This window comes from Allobosea sp. CRIB-10 (assembly GCF_900112185.1).
GTDB lineage: Bacteria > Pseudomonadota > Alphaproteobacteria > Rhizobiales > Beijerinckiaceae > Allobosea.
This window is the reverse complement of the sequence record NZ_FOKP01000030.1, coordinates 36154-52834: the sequence shown is the minus strand read 5'-3', so window position 1 is coordinate 52834 and position 16681 is coordinate 36154. Positions and strand designations below refer to the sequence as shown.

General features: G+C 67.1%; 19 protein-coding genes and 1 pseudogene. 9 read left to right on the top strand and 11 right to left on the bottom strand.

All coding sequences use genetic code 11. The annotated features are described in order from the left end of the window. Positions 1-122: 122 nt before the first annotated feature. Genes BMZ69_RS26890 through BMZ69_RS26875 form a run of 4 tightly spaced genes read left to right on the top strand, consistent with a single transcriptional unit; the run spans position 123 to position 4746 of the window. Complete coding sequence (locus BMZ69_RS26890) at positions 123-1508, top strand: ABC transporter substrate-binding protein (RefSeq protein WP_244543561.1); 1386 nt, start codon at positions 123-125, stop codon at positions 1506-1508. A 10-nt stretch (positions 1509-1518) separates the two neighbouring features. Then, complete coding sequence (locus BMZ69_RS26885; protein WP_092162728.1) at positions 1519-2466, top strand: ABC transporter permease; 948 nt, start codon at positions 1519-1521, stop codon at positions 2464-2466. After that, positions 2463-3320, top strand: coding sequence for an ABC transporter permease (locus tag BMZ69_RS26880; RefSeq protein ID WP_092162726.1), 858 nt, complete (start codon positions 2463-2465; stop codon positions 3318-3320). The genes BMZ69_RS26885 and BMZ69_RS26880 overlap by 4 nt, the downstream gene beginning before the upstream one ends. 28 nt (positions 3321-3348) lie before the next feature. Beyond that, complete coding sequence (locus tag BMZ69_RS26875; RefSeq protein WP_092162725.1) at positions 3349-4746, top strand: amidase; 1398 nt, start codon at positions 3349-3351, stop codon at positions 4744-4746. Here the strand turns inward: BMZ69_RS26875 and BMZ69_RS26870 are convergent, their stop codons facing one another. The 5 genes and pseudogenes from BMZ69_RS26870 to BMZ69_RS26850 all read right to left on the bottom strand — a co-directional run bounded on the left by BMZ69_RS26870 (position 4747) and on the right by BMZ69_RS26850 (position 6653). Then, on the bottom strand, positions 4747-5160 hold the full coding sequence (locus BMZ69_RS26870) for a DUF1801 domain-containing protein (RefSeq protein ID WP_092162724.1): 414 nt from the start codon (positions 5158-5160) through the stop codon (positions 4747-4749). It abuts the gene before it with no gap. Between the two features lie 22 nt (positions 5161-5182). Next, positions 5183-5638 (bottom strand): DUF1801 domain-containing protein, encoded by a 456-nt coding sequence (locus tag BMZ69_RS26865; protein ID WP_092162723.1) that lies wholly within the window; start codon positions 5636-5638, stop codon positions 5183-5185. Positions 5639-5648: 10 nt separating this feature from the next. Next, positions 5649-5870: a hypothetical protein gene (locus BMZ69_RS26860; protein WP_175506994.1), complete on the bottom strand. Its 222-nt coding sequence runs from the start codon at positions 5868-5870 to the stop codon at positions 5649-5651. 34 nt (positions 5871-5904) lie between these two features. Further along, positions 5905-6333 (bottom strand): annotated as a pseudogene (locus BMZ69_RS26855) (SRPBCC domain-containing protein). Continuing rightward, on the bottom strand, positions 6330-6653 hold the full coding sequence (locus BMZ69_RS26850) for an ArsR/SmtB family transcription factor (RefSeq protein WP_092162722.1): 324 nt from the start codon (positions 6651-6653) through the stop codon (positions 6330-6332). Before BMZ69_RS26850 ends, BMZ69_RS26855 begins: the two are co-directional and overlap by 4 nt. A gap of 115 nt (positions 6654-6768) precedes the next feature. Between BMZ69_RS26850 and BMZ69_RS26845 the strand changes: the two genes are divergently transcribed. Continuing rightward, positions 6769-7653: an SDR family NAD(P)-dependent oxidoreductase gene (locus tag BMZ69_RS26845; protein WP_244543559.1), complete on the top strand. Its 885-nt coding sequence runs from the start codon at positions 6769-6771 to the stop codon at positions 7651-7653. Positions 7654-7668: 15 nt separating this feature from the next. Here BMZ69_RS26845 and BMZ69_RS26840 read toward each other — a convergent pair whose 3' ends face one another. Next, positions 7669-8250, bottom strand: a complete 582-nt coding sequence (locus tag BMZ69_RS26840; RefSeq protein WP_092162721.1) for a DUF4337 domain-containing protein — start codon at positions 8248-8250, stop codon at positions 7669-7671. 80 nt (positions 8251-8330) lie between these two features. Then, entirely contained in the window at positions 8331-9257 is a 927-nt protein-coding gene (locus BMZ69_RS26835) for a tyrosine recombinase XerC (protein WP_092162720.1), read from the bottom strand. 94 nt (positions 9258-9351) lie between these two features. On the opposite strand from BMZ69_RS26835, the gene BMZ69_RS26830 reads away from it, so the two are divergent. Continuing rightward, positions 9352-10398, top strand: a complete 1047-nt coding sequence (locus tag BMZ69_RS26830; protein WP_210188098.1) for an MBL fold metallo-hydrolase — start codon at positions 9352-9354, stop codon at positions 10396-10398. Positions 10399-10448: 50 nt separating this feature from the next. On the opposite strand, the gene rnk is transcribed toward BMZ69_RS26830, so the two are convergent. Together rnk and BMZ69_RS31765 are read right to left on the bottom strand one after the other, a co-directional pair. Beyond that, positions 10449-10868 (bottom strand): nucleoside diphosphate kinase regulator, encoded by a 420-nt coding sequence (rnk, locus tag BMZ69_RS26825; protein ID WP_092162719.1) that lies wholly within the window; start codon positions 10866-10868, stop codon positions 10449-10451. 484 nt (positions 10869-11352) lie between these two features. Then, positions 11353-11499, bottom strand: a complete 147-nt coding sequence (locus BMZ69_RS31765; RefSeq protein ID WP_175506993.1) for a hypothetical protein — start codon at positions 11497-11499, stop codon at positions 11353-11355. Between the two features lie 242 nt (positions 11500-11741). On the opposite strand from BMZ69_RS31765, the gene BMZ69_RS26820 reads away from it, so the two are divergent. Then, positions 11742-12683 (top strand): pentapeptide repeat-containing protein, encoded by a 942-nt coding sequence (locus BMZ69_RS26820; protein ID WP_092162710.1) that lies wholly within the window; start codon positions 11742-11744, stop codon positions 12681-12683. Positions 12684-12779: 96 nt separating this feature from the next. Next, positions 12780-13268 carry a cyanase gene (cynS, locus tag BMZ69_RS26815; protein ID WP_092162709.1) on the top strand — a complete coding sequence of 163 codons (489 nt, stop codon included), beginning with the start codon at positions 12780-12782 and terminating at the stop codon, positions 13266-13268. Between the two features lie 6 nt (positions 13269-13274). Here the strand turns inward: cynS and BMZ69_RS26810 are convergent, their stop codons facing one another. Next, a complete protein-coding gene (locus tag BMZ69_RS26810) occupies positions 13275-13892 on the bottom strand; it encodes a glutathione S-transferase family protein (protein WP_092162708.1) in 618 nt (205 codons plus the stop codon). Positions 13893-14044: 152 nt separating this feature from the next. Then, positions 14045-14680, bottom strand: coding sequence for a class I SAM-dependent methyltransferase (locus BMZ69_RS26805; RefSeq protein ID WP_092162707.1), 636 nt, complete (start codon positions 14678-14680; stop codon positions 14045-14047). A gap of 213 nt (positions 14681-14893) precedes the next feature. Here BMZ69_RS26805 and BMZ69_RS26800 point away from each other — a divergent pair, with 213 nt between their 5' ends. After that, positions 14894-16633: an alkaline phosphatase gene (locus BMZ69_RS26800; RefSeq protein WP_092162706.1), complete on the top strand. Its 1740-nt coding sequence runs from the start codon at positions 14894-14896 to the stop codon at positions 16631-16633. Positions 16634-16681 lie beyond the last annotated feature (48 nt).

Here is a 16681-nt window from a genome sequence, read left to right as displayed (position 1 = left end):
ACTATGGAGGCGGGACGATGACGACGCGACGCGATCTTCTGGCGGGAGCGGGCCTTGCCGCGCTCGCAACCCAGCTTCCGCTCGCAGCGCTCGCGCAGGCCAGGGACAGCGTCACCATCGGCATGACGCTCGAGCCGCCGACGCTCGATCCGACGTCGGGGGCGGCACAGGCGATCCGTGAGGTCGTGCTGCAGAACATCTTCGAGGGGCTGGTGGCGATGGACCGCACCGGCAAGCTCGTACCGGCGCTGGCCGAGAGCTGGACGCTCGCGCCCGACAACCTCACCTACACCTTCAAGCTCCGGCCGAATGCCCGCTTCCATGACGGCACGCCGTTCTCCTCGCGCGACGTGAAGTTCTCCTTCGAGCGCGCGGTCGCGCCCGATTCGACCAATGCCCAGCGCTGGATCTTCACGCCGATCGCGAGCATCGAGGCTCCCGATCCGGTCAGGCTGATCATCACGCTGAAGCAGCCGACGGCGAATTTCGTCTACGGGCTCTCCTGGGGCGATGCGGTCATCGTCTCGCCGGCAACCGCCGCCAACAACAAGACCGATCCGGTCGGCACCGGCCCGTTCAAGTTCGCGCGCTGGAACCGCGGCGACCGGCTCGAACTGACGCGCAATGACGAGTACTGGGGCGCCAAGCCTTCTCTGGTGAAGGCGACCTTCCGCTTCATCTCCGATCCGCAGGCGCAGGTCGCGGCGCTCAGGGCCGGCGACATCGACGTCTTCACCAATCTCTCGGCGCCGGAGGCGATCCCGCAGCTCAAGGCCGATCCGAAGCTCAAGGTCACGCTGGGCAAGACCGAGGGCGAGACCATCCTCGCCATCAACAATGCCAAGGCGCCGTTCAGCGATATCCGGGTGCGCCAGGCGATCTCGCATGTGCTCGACCGCAAGACGATCGCGCTCGGCATCTACGGCTTCGATCTCGACTATATCGGCAGCCATTTCTCGCCGCTGCACCCGGCCTATGTCGACCTGACCGGGACCTATCCGGTCGATCTCGCCAAGGCGAAGGCCCTGCTCGCGGCAGCCGGCTTCCCGAGGGGCTTCGAATGCACGCTGCGTTTGCCGCCGCCGGCCTATGCTCGGCGCGGCGGCGAGATCGTCGCGGCGCTGCTCGCCCAGATCGGGATCACCGCCAAGATCGAGCCGCTGGAGTTCCCGCAATGGCTGGAGCGGGTGTTCAAGAACAGGGATTTCGACCTGACGATCATCTCGCATACCGAGCCGCTCGACATCGCCAACTACGCCCGCGACGACTATTACTTCCAGTACCGGAATCCCGAGTTCAAGGCGCTGATCGAGACGATCGACCGGACCGTCGACGAGGCGCAGCGCAACAAGCTCTATGGCGACGCCCAGCGCATGCTGGCGCGCGATGCGGTCAACGGCTTCCTCTTCATCCTGCCGAAGATCACGGTGACCAGGGCCGATCTGGAGGGCATGTGGACCGACTGGCCCCTGCCGCTGACGCCGCTGGCGGAGGTGCGCTGGCGCTGAGGCCTCCGCGATGATGGGTTACCTCCTGCGCCGGCTGGTGGCGTTCGCCCTGACGCTGCTCGGCGCGGCGATCGTCATCTTCCTCGTGCTGGAGATCCTGCCGGGCGATCCGGCGGCGGTGACGCTCGGGCTTAATGCGGCGCCGGAGGCGCTTGCGGCATTGCGGGCCGAGATGGGCTTGGACCAGCCGGCCTTGCTGCGGTTCTTCTCCTGGATCGGCGGGCTCGTCACCGGCGATCTCGGCCTCAGCTACACCTATCGCGTGCCGGTGACGCAACTGATCGGCGAGCGCATGGTGGTGACCTTGCCGCTCGCCTCGATGGCGATCCTGCTGGCGTCCGCCATCGGCATCCCGCTCGGGGCGCTCGCCGCGGCCAACCACAACCGCGCCGGCGACGCGGCGGTGATGGTCTTCGCCCAGGCCGGGCTCGCCATCCCGAATTTCTGGTTCGGCCTCCTGCTGGTTCTGGTTTTCGCCGTCGGCGCCGGCTGGCTCCCGGCCGGTGGCTTTCCGGGCTGGCAGGCCGGCTTCTGGCCGGCGCTGAAATCGCTGCTGCTGCCGGCGGTGGCGCTCGCTCTGCCGCAGGCGGCGATCCTCGCCCGCGTCACCCGCTCGGCCATGCTGGAGACGATGCAGGAGGATTATGTCCGCACCGCCCGCGCCAAGGGCGTCAGCCGGCGGCGCACCATGCTGCGCCATGTGCTGCGCAATGCGCTGATCCCGGTCGTCACCGTACTGGGCCTGCAATTCTCGGTGCTGCTGGCCGGCGCGATCATCATCGAGAACGTCTTCGCCTTGCCGGGGCTCGGCCGGCTGGTCTTCCAGTCGATCGCCCAGCACGACCTGATCGTGGTCAAGGACCTCGTCATGCTGTTCTCCGCGCTGGTCGTCTTCATCAATTTCGCGATCGAGCTGCTCTACGGGCTGATCGATCCGCGCCTGCGGCAGGCGTCATGAGCGCGGTCGCGCCTCGCTCCCGCCCACGGCGCTGGTGGGCCTCGCCGTCCTTCCTTGCCGGATCGCTGCTCGGCGGGCTCGTCATCGCGATGGCGCTGGTCTCCTATCTCTGGACGCCCTATGAGCCGACGCAGATGGCGATCCTGAAGCGCCTGCGGCCGCCCTCGGCCGAGCACTGGTTCGGCACCGACCAGTTCGGGCGGGACGTGTTCTCGATGATCATGGTCGGCGCGCGCAATTCGCTGGCGGTGGGCCTGGGCGCGGTCGGGCTCGGACTGACCGTCGGCAGCGCGCTCGGGCTGATCGCCGCGATCCGGCGCGACGGCCTGCTCGACAATCTGATCATGCGCATGGCCGATTTCAGTCACGCCTTCCCGGCGGTGCTCTCGGCGATCATGATCAGCGCGGTCTGGGGCCCGGGCATGATGAACGCGGTGATCGCGATCGCGATCTTCAGCCTGCCTTACTTCGCACGATTGGCGCGCGGGGCGGCGCTGCAATGCTGGGCGCTGGACTATGTGCTGGCGGCGCGTGCCGCTGGATTGACCGAGATGGCGATCACGCGCCAGCATGTCCTGCCCAACATCGCCGGCGTGCTGGTGGTGCAGGCGACGATCCAGTTCGCGCTCGCCATCCTCGCCGAAGCCGGCCTGTCCTATCTCGGCCTCGGCACGCAGCCGCCTGCGCCGAGCTGGGGGCGGATGCTCAACGAAGCGCAGACCTTCATGGCGGCGCAGCCCTGGCTCGCAATCTTCCCGGGCGCTGCGATCGCGCTCTCGGTGCTGGCCTTCAATTTGCTGGGCGATGGCCTGCGCGACGCGGTCGATCCGCGCATGCGCCGTTCTCGCGATTGATTACGGATATGCTTGCGGAGTTTCACCCATGATCGAGTTCGCCGATCTCAGCGCCGTCGACATGCTCCGGGCCTTCCGTTCGCGCGAACTCTCGCCGGTCGAGGTCACTGAAGCCGTGATCCAGCGCATCGCGCTCTGGGAGCCGTCGCTGAAGGCGCTCTACGCCTATGACCCGGATGGCGCCCGCGCCGCCGCCAGGGAAAGCGAGGGCCGCTGGCGCCGGGGCGAGGCGCTGCCGCTCGATGGCGTGCCCTGCACGATCAAGGAGAACATCGCGACGAAGGGCGTGGCTGTGCCGCTCGGCACGGCGGCGATGGAGCTCGCCCCCGCTGCTGCGGACGCGCCGCCGGCGCAGCGCCTGCGCGAGGCCGGCTGCGTCATCCTCGCCAAGACGACCATGCCAGATTACGGCATGCTCTCCTCCGGCCTGTCGAGCTTCCACGCGCTCGCCCGCAACCCGTTCGATCTCTCGAAGAACCCGGGCGGCTCCTCGGCCGGCGCGGCGGCGGCCGGTGCGGCCGGCTACGGTCCTTTCCATGTCGGCACCGATATCGGCGGCTCGATCCGCCTGCCGGCCGGCTGGTGCGGGCTTGTCGGGCTGAAGCCCAGCTTCGGCCGCGTGCCGATCGACCCGACATATTACGGCCGCGTCGCCGGGCCGATGACGCGCACCGTCGCCGACGCGGCGCTGATGATGGGCGAACTCTCCAGGCCGGACGAGCGCGACCCGATGTGCCTGCCGCCGCAGGAGATCGCCTGGACCGATCTGGAACGCGAACCGCGCGGGCTCAGGATCGGCCTTCAATTGGAAGCGGGCATCGGCCTGCCGGTCGAGCCGGAGGTGCGGGCGGCGATCGCCAGGGCAGCCGATGCCTTTCGGCGGGTAGGGGCGATCGTCGAACTGGCGCCGCCCTTCCTGACGCAGGACATGCTCGACGGGCTCGACGATTTCTGGCGCCAGCGCGCTTGGGCGGAGATCGGTTCGCTGCCGAGGGAGCGGCAGGACAAGGTGCTGCCCTATATCTACGCCTGGGCCGAGCGGGGCCGCTCGCTTACCGGGGGACAGGTGCATCGCGGCATGAGCCAGATGCTGGCGATCCGCCATGCGGCGCTGAAGGCGGCCCAGCCCTTCGATTATGTGCTCTCGCCGGTCTCGCCGGTACCGAGCTTTGCCGCCGAGCTGGCCTCGCCGATCCATGATCCCGAGCGGCCCTTCGAGCACATCGTCTTCACGGTCGCGGCGAACATGTCGGACCAGCCGGCGATCTCGGTCCATGCCGGCATGACCGCATCCGGCCTGCCGATCGGCCTGCAGATCACCGGCAAGCGCTTCGACGATCTCGGCGTGCTGCAGATGGCGCGGGCTTGGGAAAGGCTGCGCGGGCAGGGGCCGGAGTGGCCGCGCGCTCCCCGGCACGCGGGTTGATCAGGCCTTCTTTGGTTTCGTCCCGGCGGTATTCAGCGCTACTGCCGCTTGGATCAGCGCCGCCAGGGCCGCCTCGTCGATCGCAGCGCCCTCATGGATGTCGATGGCGCGCCTGGTGTTGCCGTCGAGGCTGGAATTGAACAGGCCGGCAGGGTCGGGCAGCGAAGCGCCCCTGGCGAAGGTCAGCTTCACCGCGCCTTTGTAGGTCTCGCCGGTGCAGATGATGCCGGCATGCTCCCAGACCGGGACGCCGCGCCATTTCCAGGTTTCCTCGACCTCGGGATCGGCCTGCCGGATGATGGCGCGGACCTTGGCGAGCGCAGCTCCACGCCAGTCGGTCAGTTCCGCGATCCGGGCGTCGATCTGTCCGGAGGCCGAGATTGCATCCCCGGCCTTGTCGTTCGCCTTCGTCATCGGGCCGATATCCTCATAGTCGTCACATCTTCTCGCCGGGCAAGGCGGCGGCCTGCTTCACCCAGGCGGTGAACTGCGCCTCGTCGAGCTCGCCTTCATGGATGTCGAGATAGCGGACATCCTCATATTTCGACCTGCCCAGCGGCGCGGGCTCGAGCGCAGCGCCGCGAAAGAAGGTCACCTTCACGTATCTGTTGAAGCAATGAAAGCTGACGAACCAGCCTTGGCTCTCGTCCGCAACACCATAGAAGGGCGAGTTCCACTTCACCGCCTTCCTGACGCCGGGGACGGCAGCGCTGATCAGCGCATCGAGGCGGGCGCCGAGAGCGCTCTTCCAGCCCGGCATCGCGGCGATATAGGCCTGCACCGGCGCCTCGCCATAGCCCTTGGCGATCTGCGGATTGCCGCCCGAGAGCAGCACGGGCTGCCCGCCTTCGACTTTCGGTTTCGCTGCCGCTTTCGAGGTCTTGCCAGCCATCGCGCTCCTCCTAGCCTTCCGCCCGTCGCCCTTGTCGCCAGCCGGCGGCATAGGGCAGGGCGAACATGTAGAGGCCCGAAAACATCAGCAGGAACAGCGGCGGCAGCGGGGAGTAGACGATCCAGGCCGGCGGCTGTCCCAGCGCCATGGCGACGAAATTGGCGATGACGGTCGCCGTGAAGATGATGGCGAGCCAGCGATGGCCCTGCCGGATGACGTTGTTCAAGGTCATGAGTGCGCCCTTACAAACATGGCAGTCGGCATGGTCATTCTGCCCGCTCGAGCACCTGCTCGAGCTTGCCGAGGAATTCCTGCCAGCCGGCTTTGGCGCCGCCGAAGGCCTGCTTCTGTTCGGGCCGGAAGCCTGCCTGCTCCATGCGCAGCAGCGTGCCCCTGGGCGTCGGGGTCAGGGTGAAGGTCACCACGCTCTTCAGGTTGAAGGCCGGATCGTCATGGGCGAAGTCCTAGCTGTAGGACAGCATCCGGTTCGGCTCGATGTCGAGGACCTCGCAATCGAGCACGCCGCCCCACTCGCCGCGCAGGTTGAAGCGATGGCCGACGACCGGCGCGAAATCGTTCTTCATCAGCCATTCCGCGATCAGATGCGGCTGGGTCAGGGCGCGCCAGAGCCTTTCCGGCGGATGGGCGATCTCGCGCTCGACGATGACGGAGCGGGTCTGCGTGGCGGTGGTCATTGATCCATCCTTGCGAGCAAATTTTCGAGGTCGTCGAACCGCGCCTCCCAGAACCCGGCCATCTGGCTGGTCCAGTCGATCAGGGGGCTGAGCGCGCCGAGCTGGGCGCTGTAATGGGTCTGCCTGCCGGCCTGCCGGTCACGCACCAGCCCGGCCTGCTTCAGCACGCCGAGATGCTTCGAGACCGCCGGCTGCGAGACGCCGGCCTGCGCGGTCAGCGCGCCGACGGTCAGCTCGCCGTCGCGGCACAGGCGCTCGAAGATGGCGCGCCGCGTCGGGTCGGCGAGCGTCCTGAACAACATGTCGTGGGCGTCTGCCATCTCAATCAATAACCCGTTGGCTATGAGTTAATTCATAACCAATGAGATATGAGTTAGTCAAGCGCCCTCGCGAGCAAAGCAGAACGGGGCTGTGAGAGGCGCGCTGGACCAGGTCGTGCGGCTCACGCAGGATGCCCTCGAAACTGCGGGGACCGTCGCAGTCCACGCGCCCCGCCATCCCGCCTTCGAGGACCTCACCATGGATCTGATGCTGAACGGCAAGCGCGCCCTGGTCACGGGCGGCAGCAAGGGGATCGGCCGCGCCATTGCGCGCCAGCTGGCACTGGAGGGTGTCGATGTCGTCATCGCCGCACGCAATCAGGCGGAGCTCGACGCCGCCGCAACGGAGCTCGCGCAGGAGACCGGCCGCAAGGTCGTCGGCCTGACCGTCGACACGCAGGACGATGCATCGGTCAAGGCGGTCGTGGCCGGCGCCGTCGCGGCGCTGGGCGGGCTCGACATCCTCGTCAATGCCGCGGCGAAGCCGGGCGGACAGGCGCCGCCGCCCAAGCTCGCCGAGATCACCGACGCGCTGTTCTTCGACGACGTCAACGTCAAGGTGATGGGCTATCTCAGGATGGCCCGCGAGGCCGCGCCGGTGATGGCGGCGGGCGGCTGGGGCCGGATCATCAATATCAGCGGGCTGGCGGCGCGCCTGACCGGCTCGACCATCGGTTCGATCCGCAATGTCGCGGTCGCGGCGCTGACCAAGAACCTCGCCGACGAGCTCGGCCCGCAGGGCATCAATGTCACCGTGGTGCATCCCGGCACGACGCGCACGGAGAAGACGCCGGGCGTGGTCGCGGCACGAGCGGCGGCATCAGGGCTGGCGGCTGAAGAGGTCGAGCGCCGCATGGCCGCCAATGTCACGATCGGCCGGCTGGTCGACATGGCCGAGGTCGCCGACATCGTCGCCTTCCTCGCCTCGCCGCGCAGCGTCGCGATCAATGGCGACGCCATCGCCTGCGGCGGCGGCTCGAAGGGCGCGATCCACTACTGAGCGGATCGCGCTCGATCAGAACAGCGCAGTCGGTGCGACCTCGGCGACCACCATCAGCGCGAGCCCGAGCGCGCCGAGGCCGACGCCGGTCCAGGCGAGCAGGGCGACGCCGGTGATGATCGCGGCCGAGGCGACGACGATCGCGATCTGCAGCAGGCCCGAGACGATGTCGTATTTGTCGTCGCGGGCACTTGAGATGTCGCGCCTGGCCTCGGCCGCCTTGGCGCGGACGATCAGCTCCTTGCGGCCCTCATTGGTCTCGGGCTCGGAGTCGTAGCGGGCGATCGTCGCTTTCCAGCCGTCGATGCGCTTCTGCAGGCGCTCGCGTATGGCCGGGTCGGTCGCGCCGGCGAGCTCGACCTCCATCGCGTCGGTGGCTGTGCGCAGCGTCGTGCCGCGGATCGTCTTGGCCTGGAAGAAGGCCCAGAGATTGGACGCCTCGATGTTCCTGGCGAGCGCGTCCTGCTCGGCGTTCTTGCCGCCGATCTCGGAGAAGGCGAGCAGGAGCGCGAGCACGCCGATCAGCAGGGCGATGCGCTTGTTGGTCTTGCTGGTCGGCTGATTGTCTTCGGTGACGTCTGTTGCGGCTGAGGCCATCGGTGATTCCCTCGGAAAGGCCGGGCCTGATGGCTGGTCCGTGAGACGGAATCAAGACGATTTTACCGAAGGTAAGGGAGTTATCCGCGGGCTCGTGGATGGGCGGAATCATAGGCCGCGAGTAGGCGGGCGGAATCGATGCGGGTATAGATCTGTGTCGTCGAGAGCGAGGCATGGCCGAGCAACTCCTGGATGGCGCGCAGGTCCCCGCCGCGACCGAGCAGATGGGTGGCGAAGGAATGGCGCAGCGCATGCGGCGTCGCGCTGCCCGGTAGCCCGAGCGAGCCGCGCAGGCCCTCGACCGCGAGCTGGATGATGCGCGGCGAGAGCGCGCCGCCTTTGACGCCGACGAAGAGCGGGCCGTCGGGCGCGAGCCGCCAGGGGCATTGCGCGAGATAACCGGCGATCGACTCGACCACGACCGGCAGCACCGGCACCATCCGGGTCTTGCCGCCCTTGCCGAGCACGGTCAGCGCATCGGCGGTGCTGACCGGCGCCTGCGAACGCTTCAGGCCGAGCGCCTCGGAGATGCGCAGGCCGCTGCCATAGAGCAGCGAGAGCACGGCGGCATCGCGGGCCAGCACCCAGTCGGGGCGTTCCTCGCCGGCGCGGCTGTCGGGTCTGGTTACCGCGGTGGCGGCCTTGGCGTCGAGCGGGCGCGGCAGGCCCTTGCCGAGCCGTGGCCCGCGGGTCGCGGCGAAGGCGGCGGCAGTCAGTCGTCCGCTGCGCTCACCGAAGCGGGCGAGCGAGCGCAGCGCCGCGAGCTGGCGCATCAGCGTGCGGTTACCGACGCCGTCACGGCGGCGATAGCCGAGAAAGGCGCGCAGGTCGGCCGGTTTCAGTGCGGCGACCGCCTTGAGTGTCGGCGGGGCATCGAGATGGTGGCTGAGGAAAGTGGCGAATTGCTCGATGTCGCGGCCATAGGCCTCGAGCGTCTTCAGCGAGAGCCGGCGCTCATGGCCGAGATGGGCGAGCCAGTCGCGCCGCAGGGTGTCGAAATCGCTCATGCCGTCGATCTTGCCGCGCGAGGCTTAACAAGCGTTGTCCGGCGCGATCATCGCCTGCTATGAACCCTGCAGACATTGTTCAGGGCTGACCAAATTGCACGCTCCCGATCCGCACGGCCTGACCTTCCCCTTTCTCGAACCGCCGGCCCCGGGCCAGCTGATCGAGGTTGCGCCCGGCATCTTCTGGGCCAGGATCGCGCTGCCGTTCCGGCTCGACCACGTCAACATCTACCTGATCGAGGACGGCGACGGCTTCGCCGTAATCGACACAGGCATCGGAGACGAGGCGACCAAGCAGGCCTGGCTCGCGCTGATGGCCGGGCCGCTCGCCGGCAAGCGGTTGACCCGGCTCTTCGTCACGCATTTCCACCCTGACCATATCGGGCTCGCCGGCTGGCTCTGGGAGCGCTTCGGCACGCCGCTCCTGACCAGCCAGACCGGCTATCTCGGCTGCCTCAACATCTCGCTCAGCCCGGGTGCGTCCGAGGCGCCGGTCTACAAGCAGTTCTATCAGCGCCACGGCCTGTCGGCCGAGGTGACGCAGGTCGTCTCGACGCTGGGCCATGGCTATCTCCGGCAGGTCACGCCGCTGCCGCCGACCTTCACCCGCGTGGTCGCCGGCGATGTGCTGCGGATCGGCGGCCGCGATTTCTTCGTGCTGGCTGGCGATGGCCATGCGCCGGAGCAGTTGATGTTCCATTGCCCGGAGGCGAACGTCTTCCTCGCTGCCGACCAGATCCTCGCCAAGATCACGCCGAACATCAGCGTCTGGGCCGTCGATGCGGAAGGCGATCCGCTTGGCCTTTATCTGCGTTCGCTGCGAGCGCTGCCGCAGGCGATCCCGCCGGGGACGCTGGTCCTGCCCGGGCACCAGCTGCCGTTCTATGGATTGCAGGAGCGCTGCGCGGCGCTCGCCGCCCACCATGCCGAACGCTGCCGGCTGATCGCGGGAGCTGTCGCCAAGGGGCCGCATTCGGTCGCCGAGCTGGTGCCGGTGATGTTCACGCGGCCGCTCGATCCGCACCAGCTCTCCTTCGCCTTCAGCGAGGTCTTCGCGCATGTGAACGCGATGCTGAGGCTCGGCGAACTGCGCTGGGCCGAGCCGCAAGGCGGGATCATGAAGGTGATGGCGGCCGGCTGATCGCGGCATCGTCCTCCCCGCGCGGGCGAGGGGAGGAGACACTCATCCTCTCAGGCCGCCGCCATGGCCTGCTGCTCGACCGCGGTCACCGTGAGCACATGCTTCTTGCCGTCGCGGGCGGTCCAGGCGATCGACTGGCCGGCGGCAAGGCCGATCAGCGCCGCGCCGATCGGGGTCAGCACCGAGATGCGGCCCTGCTCGATATCGGCCTCGCCGGGATAGACGAGCTGGACGCGGCGATGCTGGGCGCTGTCGGAATCGAAGGTGACGAAGGAGCCCATGCGCACGACGTCCGCCGGCAGCTTGGCCGGCGCGACGACCTTGGCGCGATCCATCTCGGCGAGCAATTCCTCGGCGACCTCCGGAATGCGCTCGAGTGCGGTGGTGGCGAGGCCGGTCAGGCGCTCATGGTCGATCTCGCCGACGATGATCTTCGGCTTGCGATGGGTCTTCTGGTTCGGCTGGGTCATGGGTCTGGTGTCCTGCGATGACGCGCGCGACGGCGGCGCCAGGGCGCGACCGGCAAGGTCTGGAAGGTTCTTTTTTGGGGGGAGACGCCTTGGACAATCGTGCTGCCATGACGGCGGACAGCATCGACGGCACCCCTGGACTCGGGGCGCGCTCTGGCCGAGTCCGGGGCTAGGATTCCGCGATCGGGGCGACCCGGAACACGAGGCGATGCTTCGTCGTCATACCCATAGAGTTGGGCGCGGACGCGTTGCTGTCAAGGCCGGGAAGGCTTGCCGCCGACCGATGACGAAGTGAAGAGAGATCACAGGCGAGCGAGCTTTCGACAACTCGCTCGATAGCGATGAGAGAGGCCTTTACCGCCAGCTCAGCGGCGTGCCTGAGGCCGGCGCACCGGAACCGGGATCGGCTTCAGCTGCGGCTGCGCGGGGGCGAGGAGGGCGCCGAGGCGGAGAATGAAGCGGGTGAGCAGGTTCATGGCGTCCCTCAGTTCTGAGCAGCGGAGATCGCGAGAATCAGCTCGCCACCATCGATCTTCACTGCATCGTTCCCAGCAATATGGTGCTTCGATGTCGACGGCGCCACTGCATCGGTGGGAACCGTGAACAGATTCGACGATGGAAGCGTGGTCATCGGCGCTGGCATTCCGCGTGGCTGATAAGGCTCAGGATCCCGCTGAAAATACTTCAAATGCCTTACGCTACAGAGGCTTATCGACCTATAGCCTTAACGATGTGCTGCACCGGGCAGCGAAACTCGCCAGCGACGGCGCAGCGACGAGCGCGGTCGGACGCTTTTGCGAGCAAAGCAGCGATTGAACCGCGTCGGCGGCTCGCTTATGGCTAATGAATCGTTAACCGGGGCGTCATCCGAATATGGCCAGCCTGTTCCGGCTCGTGCCCGATGCACGCGCCGAACTCCTGCAGCTGAATTCCTGGGCTCGGCCGCATCAGGCCGGCTTTGCCGCAGCGCAACGCGCGGCGCGCTATGGCGCGGCCGGGCCGGAAGCCTCCGCCTTCATGGCGGCGCGGCGCGAGGCGGCTCTGACGCGGCTTGGCGAAGGCGCAGCAGCCTGGAATGGCTGGGCGGGCGAGATGCTGCGCTTGCGCGGCCGGATCGGTGCCGACGGCGCGCTAGAGGCGCTCTGGCGCCTCTTTGCCGATGTCGAGCTGATCGACGAGATCTTCGAGGGCGATTTCAATGTCGCCGGCATCATCTTTCCGGCCGCTGCCCGCTTTTCCGGCAGCGCCTTCTGCGGCGACGCTTGGTTCACCGAAGCGCATTTCCATGGGCCGGCCAGCTTCCGCGATGCCAGCTTCCGTGCCGATGCCTTCTTCGACAAGGCGCATTTCGCCGGTGATGCCGATTTCGGCGCGGCGACCCTGCACGGCACCGCCGAATTCCGTGACATGCGCTGCGAGGGCGTAGCCTGCTTCGTCGAGGCGGAGTTTGGTGGCGATGCCTGGTTCCGCGGCTCGCGCTTCGACGGCGTGACGCAGTTCCGCGGCGTGCGCCATGCCGGCGAGGCGGGCTTCGGCGATTGCCGCTTCGCGGGCGCGGCCGATTTCGGCGAGGCCGAGTTCGCCGGCAATGCCGGCTTCGAAGAAGCCCGTTTCGGGCAGATGGCGAATTTTGCCGCCGCCCGTTTCGAGCGTGGCGCCTGGTTCAGCAACGCCGCCTTCGACGGCCGCTCGAATTTCGAGCGCGCCCGCTTCCGCGGCCGCCGGCATTTCGAGGGCATCTCGCTGGCGGCGCAGGTTTCGCCCGTAGCGCAGCAGATCGCGGCGCTGGAGCAGTTCCGGCTCGGCCGGCGCTGAGCGCGTAGTCTCTTCATCTCCCGGCCGTTCTGGCCCGTGCCTTGCTAGTCGTCCCGCCGACGGCCGTCACCCGCGGCTGCGACCGGCGAGGACGAGATGAAGCGCGAAGAGCTCACCGAGAAGATTCTCGACATCAAGCGCGAGAAGGGCTGGAGCTGGAAGCACATCACCGACGAGATCGGCGGCATGTCCGAGGTGCTGGTGATCGGCGCGTTGCTCGGCCAGATGAAGCTGGTGAAGCCGCTTGCCGAGAAGGCGGCGGCGCTGTTCGGCCTCTCCGAGTCCGAGAAGCGCATGCTGAACGAGGTGCCCTATCGCGGCACCGGTACGCCGATGCCGCCGACCGACCCGCTGATCTATCGCTTCTACGAGATGGTGATGGTCAACGGCCCCGCCTGGAAGGCGCTGATCGAGGAGGAGTTCGGCGACGGCATCATGTCGGCGATCGACTTCAACATCGCCTTCGAACGCGAGCCGAACCCCAAAGGCGACCGGGTCAGGATCACCATGTCCGGCAAGTTCCTGCCGTATAAATATTACGGCAACGAGCAGGGCATTCCCGACTATGGCTTCAAGGAGGAATAGGCCTCCTCAGGGCATCTGGCCGGGCTCCAGCGTGCCGTCCTTCTGCAGGGTCCGTTGCAGCCCGGGCCGCTCCATCATCCGGCCCATATAGGCCTCGAACACCGGCAGGCGCGGCAGCACGCCGACGATGTTCATGCCGAAATGGATGCCGGCGCCGAGCTGGGTGTCGGCGGCGGTGAAGCGCTCGCCGGCGGCATAAGGATGTTCGCCGAGCTTCTTCGCGAGATTGGCGACCGTGTCGGCATGCGAGCCGAAGGAGAAGCCGCGCGCCTCGTACTGGAACTTGTGGACCGAGGTCGCGATGATCGGGTCGAGCACGGCGTCGGTATAGACCAGCGAGGTGAGGAAGGCCGGGCGGTCGGCATCGCCGATGGCCGGCGCCAGCCCGGCGTCCGGGAACTGCTCGGTGAGATAGAGGCAGATCGCGGCGCGTTCGGTGACGGTGACGCCGTCATGGACGATCGCGGGCACCTTCTTGTGCGGCTGGATGGCGCGATAGCTCTCCGGCGGACCGCTCTGCGCGCGGATGTCGACGATCTCCATCTCATAGGGCTGGCCAAGCTCCTCGAGCAGCCAGAGGATCGAGAAGGAGCGCGACTGCGGCGCGTGATAGAAGGTCAGCATGCGATGTCCCTTTCGGCGTTTCCTCGTGCGATGACGAGGCTGATAGGGCGGCGATATGTCAGGAGTTGTCAGGAGAGTCCTGGCTTGCCCGATGCTCCCTGATCGAAACGCGAGCGTGTGCGAATAGCTCCGTCCGGTCCCGCCTTCTCACGCTATGTCCTGCGCGCGACGATGAAGGGGCGAGTGTCCTTGCCCTTGCTCGCATGGCGTTCCGTGCTGGCGACCTCGAAGCCTGCCGCGGCGATGAGGTCGTTCAGCTCCTGCGCGCTGAAGACGCCGGCATAGGGAGCCTTCCCGATCATCTGCATAAGGGGCAAAGCGAGCTTGATCAGCGGGTTCATGTCGCCGAGGCAGGGTGTCTTGGAGATGAACAGGCCTCCGGGCGCGAGCAGGGCATGGATGCTGCGCAGCGTGCCGGTGAGGTCGCGGACCATGTGGAGATAATTGAAGCCGAGAACCGTATCGAAGCGAGCGGCTTCTGAAGCAAGCGCCTCGGCCGTCGCGGCGCGGAAGGCGAGACCTGCGATCGGGCTTGCGGCGAGCTTCTCCTGCGCAATGGCGATCATGCCGGCGGAGAGATCCGCTGCCAGATAGCTCTCGACCCCGTCTGCGAGGCGCAGCGCCGTCGTCCCGGTGCCGCAGCCGAGTTCGAGCACGCTGTCGTCCGGCTTCAACAAGCCGCTCGTCCGTTCCAGTGTGCGCTCATATCCAGCCTGATCCGAGATCCGCGACCTGGCATAGCTCTTCGAAGACCGGTCCCAGAAGCGGGCGTCGCTTGCGGTGCTCATGCATTGTCTCCCATCGCGATGCGGGCTTAGCACAGGTCCTGCTACAGTTCGTTGCTTGCCGGATGCAGGAAGAAACCAAGTTCGGCTTCGACGATCTCGGCAATATTGAAGTGTTATAACATAACAAATATAACCGAGATCTCAGTAATCACCCTGTCATCTGACGCTCCTAACGCTCTGCCGACCTGGCTTTCCCATGGGGCGGAGACGATCATGCAGAAGCGAACCTGGCTGATGGCGGCGGCGATGCTCGCCAGCGTGGCGCCGGCGACGGCGCAAACCATCTATCCGCTGACCCGGGCCGAGATTCTCGAGGGCTCGCGCTTCGACTTCAAGGTCGAGTTCCCGAACGCCCCGGCCTCGGCCGACGTCAAGGTCACGATCAACGGCAAGCCGATCGCCGAGGCCTTCGGCCGCGAGGTCCAGTTCATCCAGAACGAGGAAGGCCAGAAGCATTCGGCGCTGTGGCTGCGCGGCGCGCAGCTGCCGGCCGGCCAGTACGTCATCGAGGCGACGCAAGGCAGCGAGAAGGCCACCGTCAACTGGACCGTCTACGCGACGGCTGAGCGCAAGGCCAAGAACGTCATCCTCTTCGTCGGCGATGGCCTCTCCGTTGCGCATCGCACCGCGGCGCGCATTCTGTCGAAGGGCTGGGAGCAGGGCCTCTATGGCGGCGAGCTCGCCATCGACGACATGCCGCACATGGCGCTGATCTCGACCTCGGGCACCGACTCGGTCGTCACCGACAGCGCCAACTCGGCGAGCGCCTACACCACCGGCCACAAGTCCTGCGTCAACGCGCTCGGCATCTACTGCGCCAAGAACGCGCTGACGCTCGACCATCCCAAGGTCGAGACGATCTCCGAGGTGATCAAGCGCAAGCGCTCGGGCATGGCGATCGGCGTCGTCACCAATGCCGAGATCGAGGATGCGACCCCGGCCGCGATGGTCGCCCATACCCGCCGCCGCTCGGACTACAACGACATCGTCAAGATGTTCTTCGACGTGAAGCCGGACGTGATCATGGGCGGCGGCTCGCCGAACTTCCTGCCGAAGTCGACCCCGGGCACCAAGCGCACCGACGATCTCGACTTCATCGCCAAGTTCAAGGAGGCGGGCTACACCCTCGCCACGACCAAGACCGAGATGAACGCGGCCGTCGCGGGCGGTTCCAAGAAGCTGCTCGGCCTCTACAACACCTCGAACATCGACGGCGCCTTCGACCTGCGCCTCGCCAAGAAGGGCTCGATCTCGAAGTTCCCGGATCAGCCCGACGTGGTCGAGCAGACCAAGGCCGCGATCGAGATGCTCAAAGGGGCACAGGACGGCTTCTTCCTGATGGTGGAATCGGCTCGCATCGACAAGTACAGCCACTCGCTCGACTGGGAGCGCGCGGTGTTCGACACGATCATGCTCGACAACGCCGTCAAGGTCGCCAAGGAGTTCGCCGGCGATCGCAACGACACGCTGATCATCGTCGTGCCCGACCACGCCCATCCGATATCGATCATCGGCACCTATGACGACGATCGCCCGGGCCAGCTCCTGCGCGACAAGCTCGGCACCTACCACGACTCGCTGCCGCCGAACTACGGCCCGCGCGATGCCGATGGCTACCCGACCAAGGTCGACACCTCGCGCCGCCTTGCCATCGCCTTCGGCAGCTATCCGGACACCTGCGATACCGGCCGGCCTTATCTCGATGGCGAGCGTGTCCCGGCCGTGAAGGGCCCCGACGGCAAGACCAATGTCGCCAACGAGAAGGACTGCACCTTGCCGCTCGCCACCCGCAAGCAGGGCAACCTGCCCTTCGACGCCAATTCCGGCGTCCATGCGGCCGACGACGTGCTGCTCACCGCCATGGGCCCGGGCGCCGAGCGCTTCCGCGGCCACAAGCCGAACGTCTTCGTCTTCCGCGTCATGGCGGAGGCGCTGGCCCTCGGCGGCAAGTGATAAGCGACGCATCAGACCGGCGCCCGTCAGGGCGCCGTGCACTCTCCC

Coding starts and splice junctions, on each gene's coding strand:
- BMZ69_RS26890 (WP_244543561.1), top strand. CDS start 123: ATGACGCTCGAGCCGCCGACGCTCGATCCGACGTCGGGGGCGGCACAG.
- BMZ69_RS26885 (WP_092162728.1), top strand. CDS start 1,519: ATGATGGGTTACCTCCTGCGCCGGCTGGTGGCGTTCGCCCTGACGCTG.
- BMZ69_RS26880 (WP_092162726.1), top strand. CDS start 2,463: ATGAGCGCGGTCGCGCCTCGCTCCCGCCCACGGCGCTGGTGGGCCTCG.
- BMZ69_RS26875 (WP_092162725.1), top strand. CDS start 3,349: ATGATCGAGTTCGCCGATCTCAGCGCCGTCGACATGCTCCGGGCCTTC.
- BMZ69_RS26870 (WP_092162724.1), bottom strand. CDS start 5,160: ATGACGAAGGCGAACGACAAGGCCGGGGATGCAATCTCGGCCTCCGGA.
- BMZ69_RS26865 (WP_092162723.1), bottom strand. CDS start 5,638: ATGGCTGGCAAGACCTCGAAAGCGGCAGCGAAACCGAAAGTCGAAGGC.
- BMZ69_RS26860 (WP_175506994.1), bottom strand. CDS start 5,870: ATGACCTTGAACAACGTCATCCGGCAGGGCCATCGCTGGCTCGCCATC.
- BMZ69_RS26850 (WP_092162722.1), bottom strand. CDS start 6,653: ATGGCAGACGCCCACGACATGTTGTTCAGGACGCTCGCCGACCCGACG.
- BMZ69_RS26840 (WP_092162721.1), bottom strand. CDS start 8,250: ATGGCCTCAGCCGCAACAGACGTCACCGAAGACAATCAGCCGACCAGC.
- BMZ69_RS26835 (WP_092162720.1), bottom strand. CDS start 9,257: ATGAGCGATTTCGACACCCTGCGGCGCGACTGGCTCGCCCATCTCGGC.
- rnk (WP_092162719.1), bottom strand. CDS start 10,868: ATGACCCAGCCGAACCAGAAGACCCATCGCAAGCCGAAGATCATCGTC.
- BMZ69_RS31765 (WP_175506993.1), bottom strand. CDS start 11,499: ATGACCACGCTTCCATCGTCGAATCTGTTCACGGTTCCCACCGATGCA.
- BMZ69_RS26820 (WP_092162710.1), top strand. CDS start 11,742: ATGGCCAGCCTGTTCCGGCTCGTGCCCGATGCACGCGCCGAACTCCTG.
- cynS (WP_092162709.1), top strand. CDS start 12,780: ATGAAGCGCGAAGAGCTCACCGAGAAGATTCTCGACATCAAGCGCGAG.
- BMZ69_RS26810 (WP_092162708.1), bottom strand. CDS start 13,892: ATGCTGACCTTCTATCACGCGCCGCAGTCGCGCTCCTTCTCGATCCTC.
- BMZ69_RS26805 (WP_092162707.1), bottom strand. CDS start 14,680: ATGAGCACCGCAAGCGACGCCCGCTTCTGGGACCGGTCTTCGAAGAGC.
- BMZ69_RS26800 (WP_092162706.1), top strand. CDS start 14,894: ATGCAGAAGCGAACCTGGCTGATGGCGGCGGCGATGCTCGCCAGCGTG.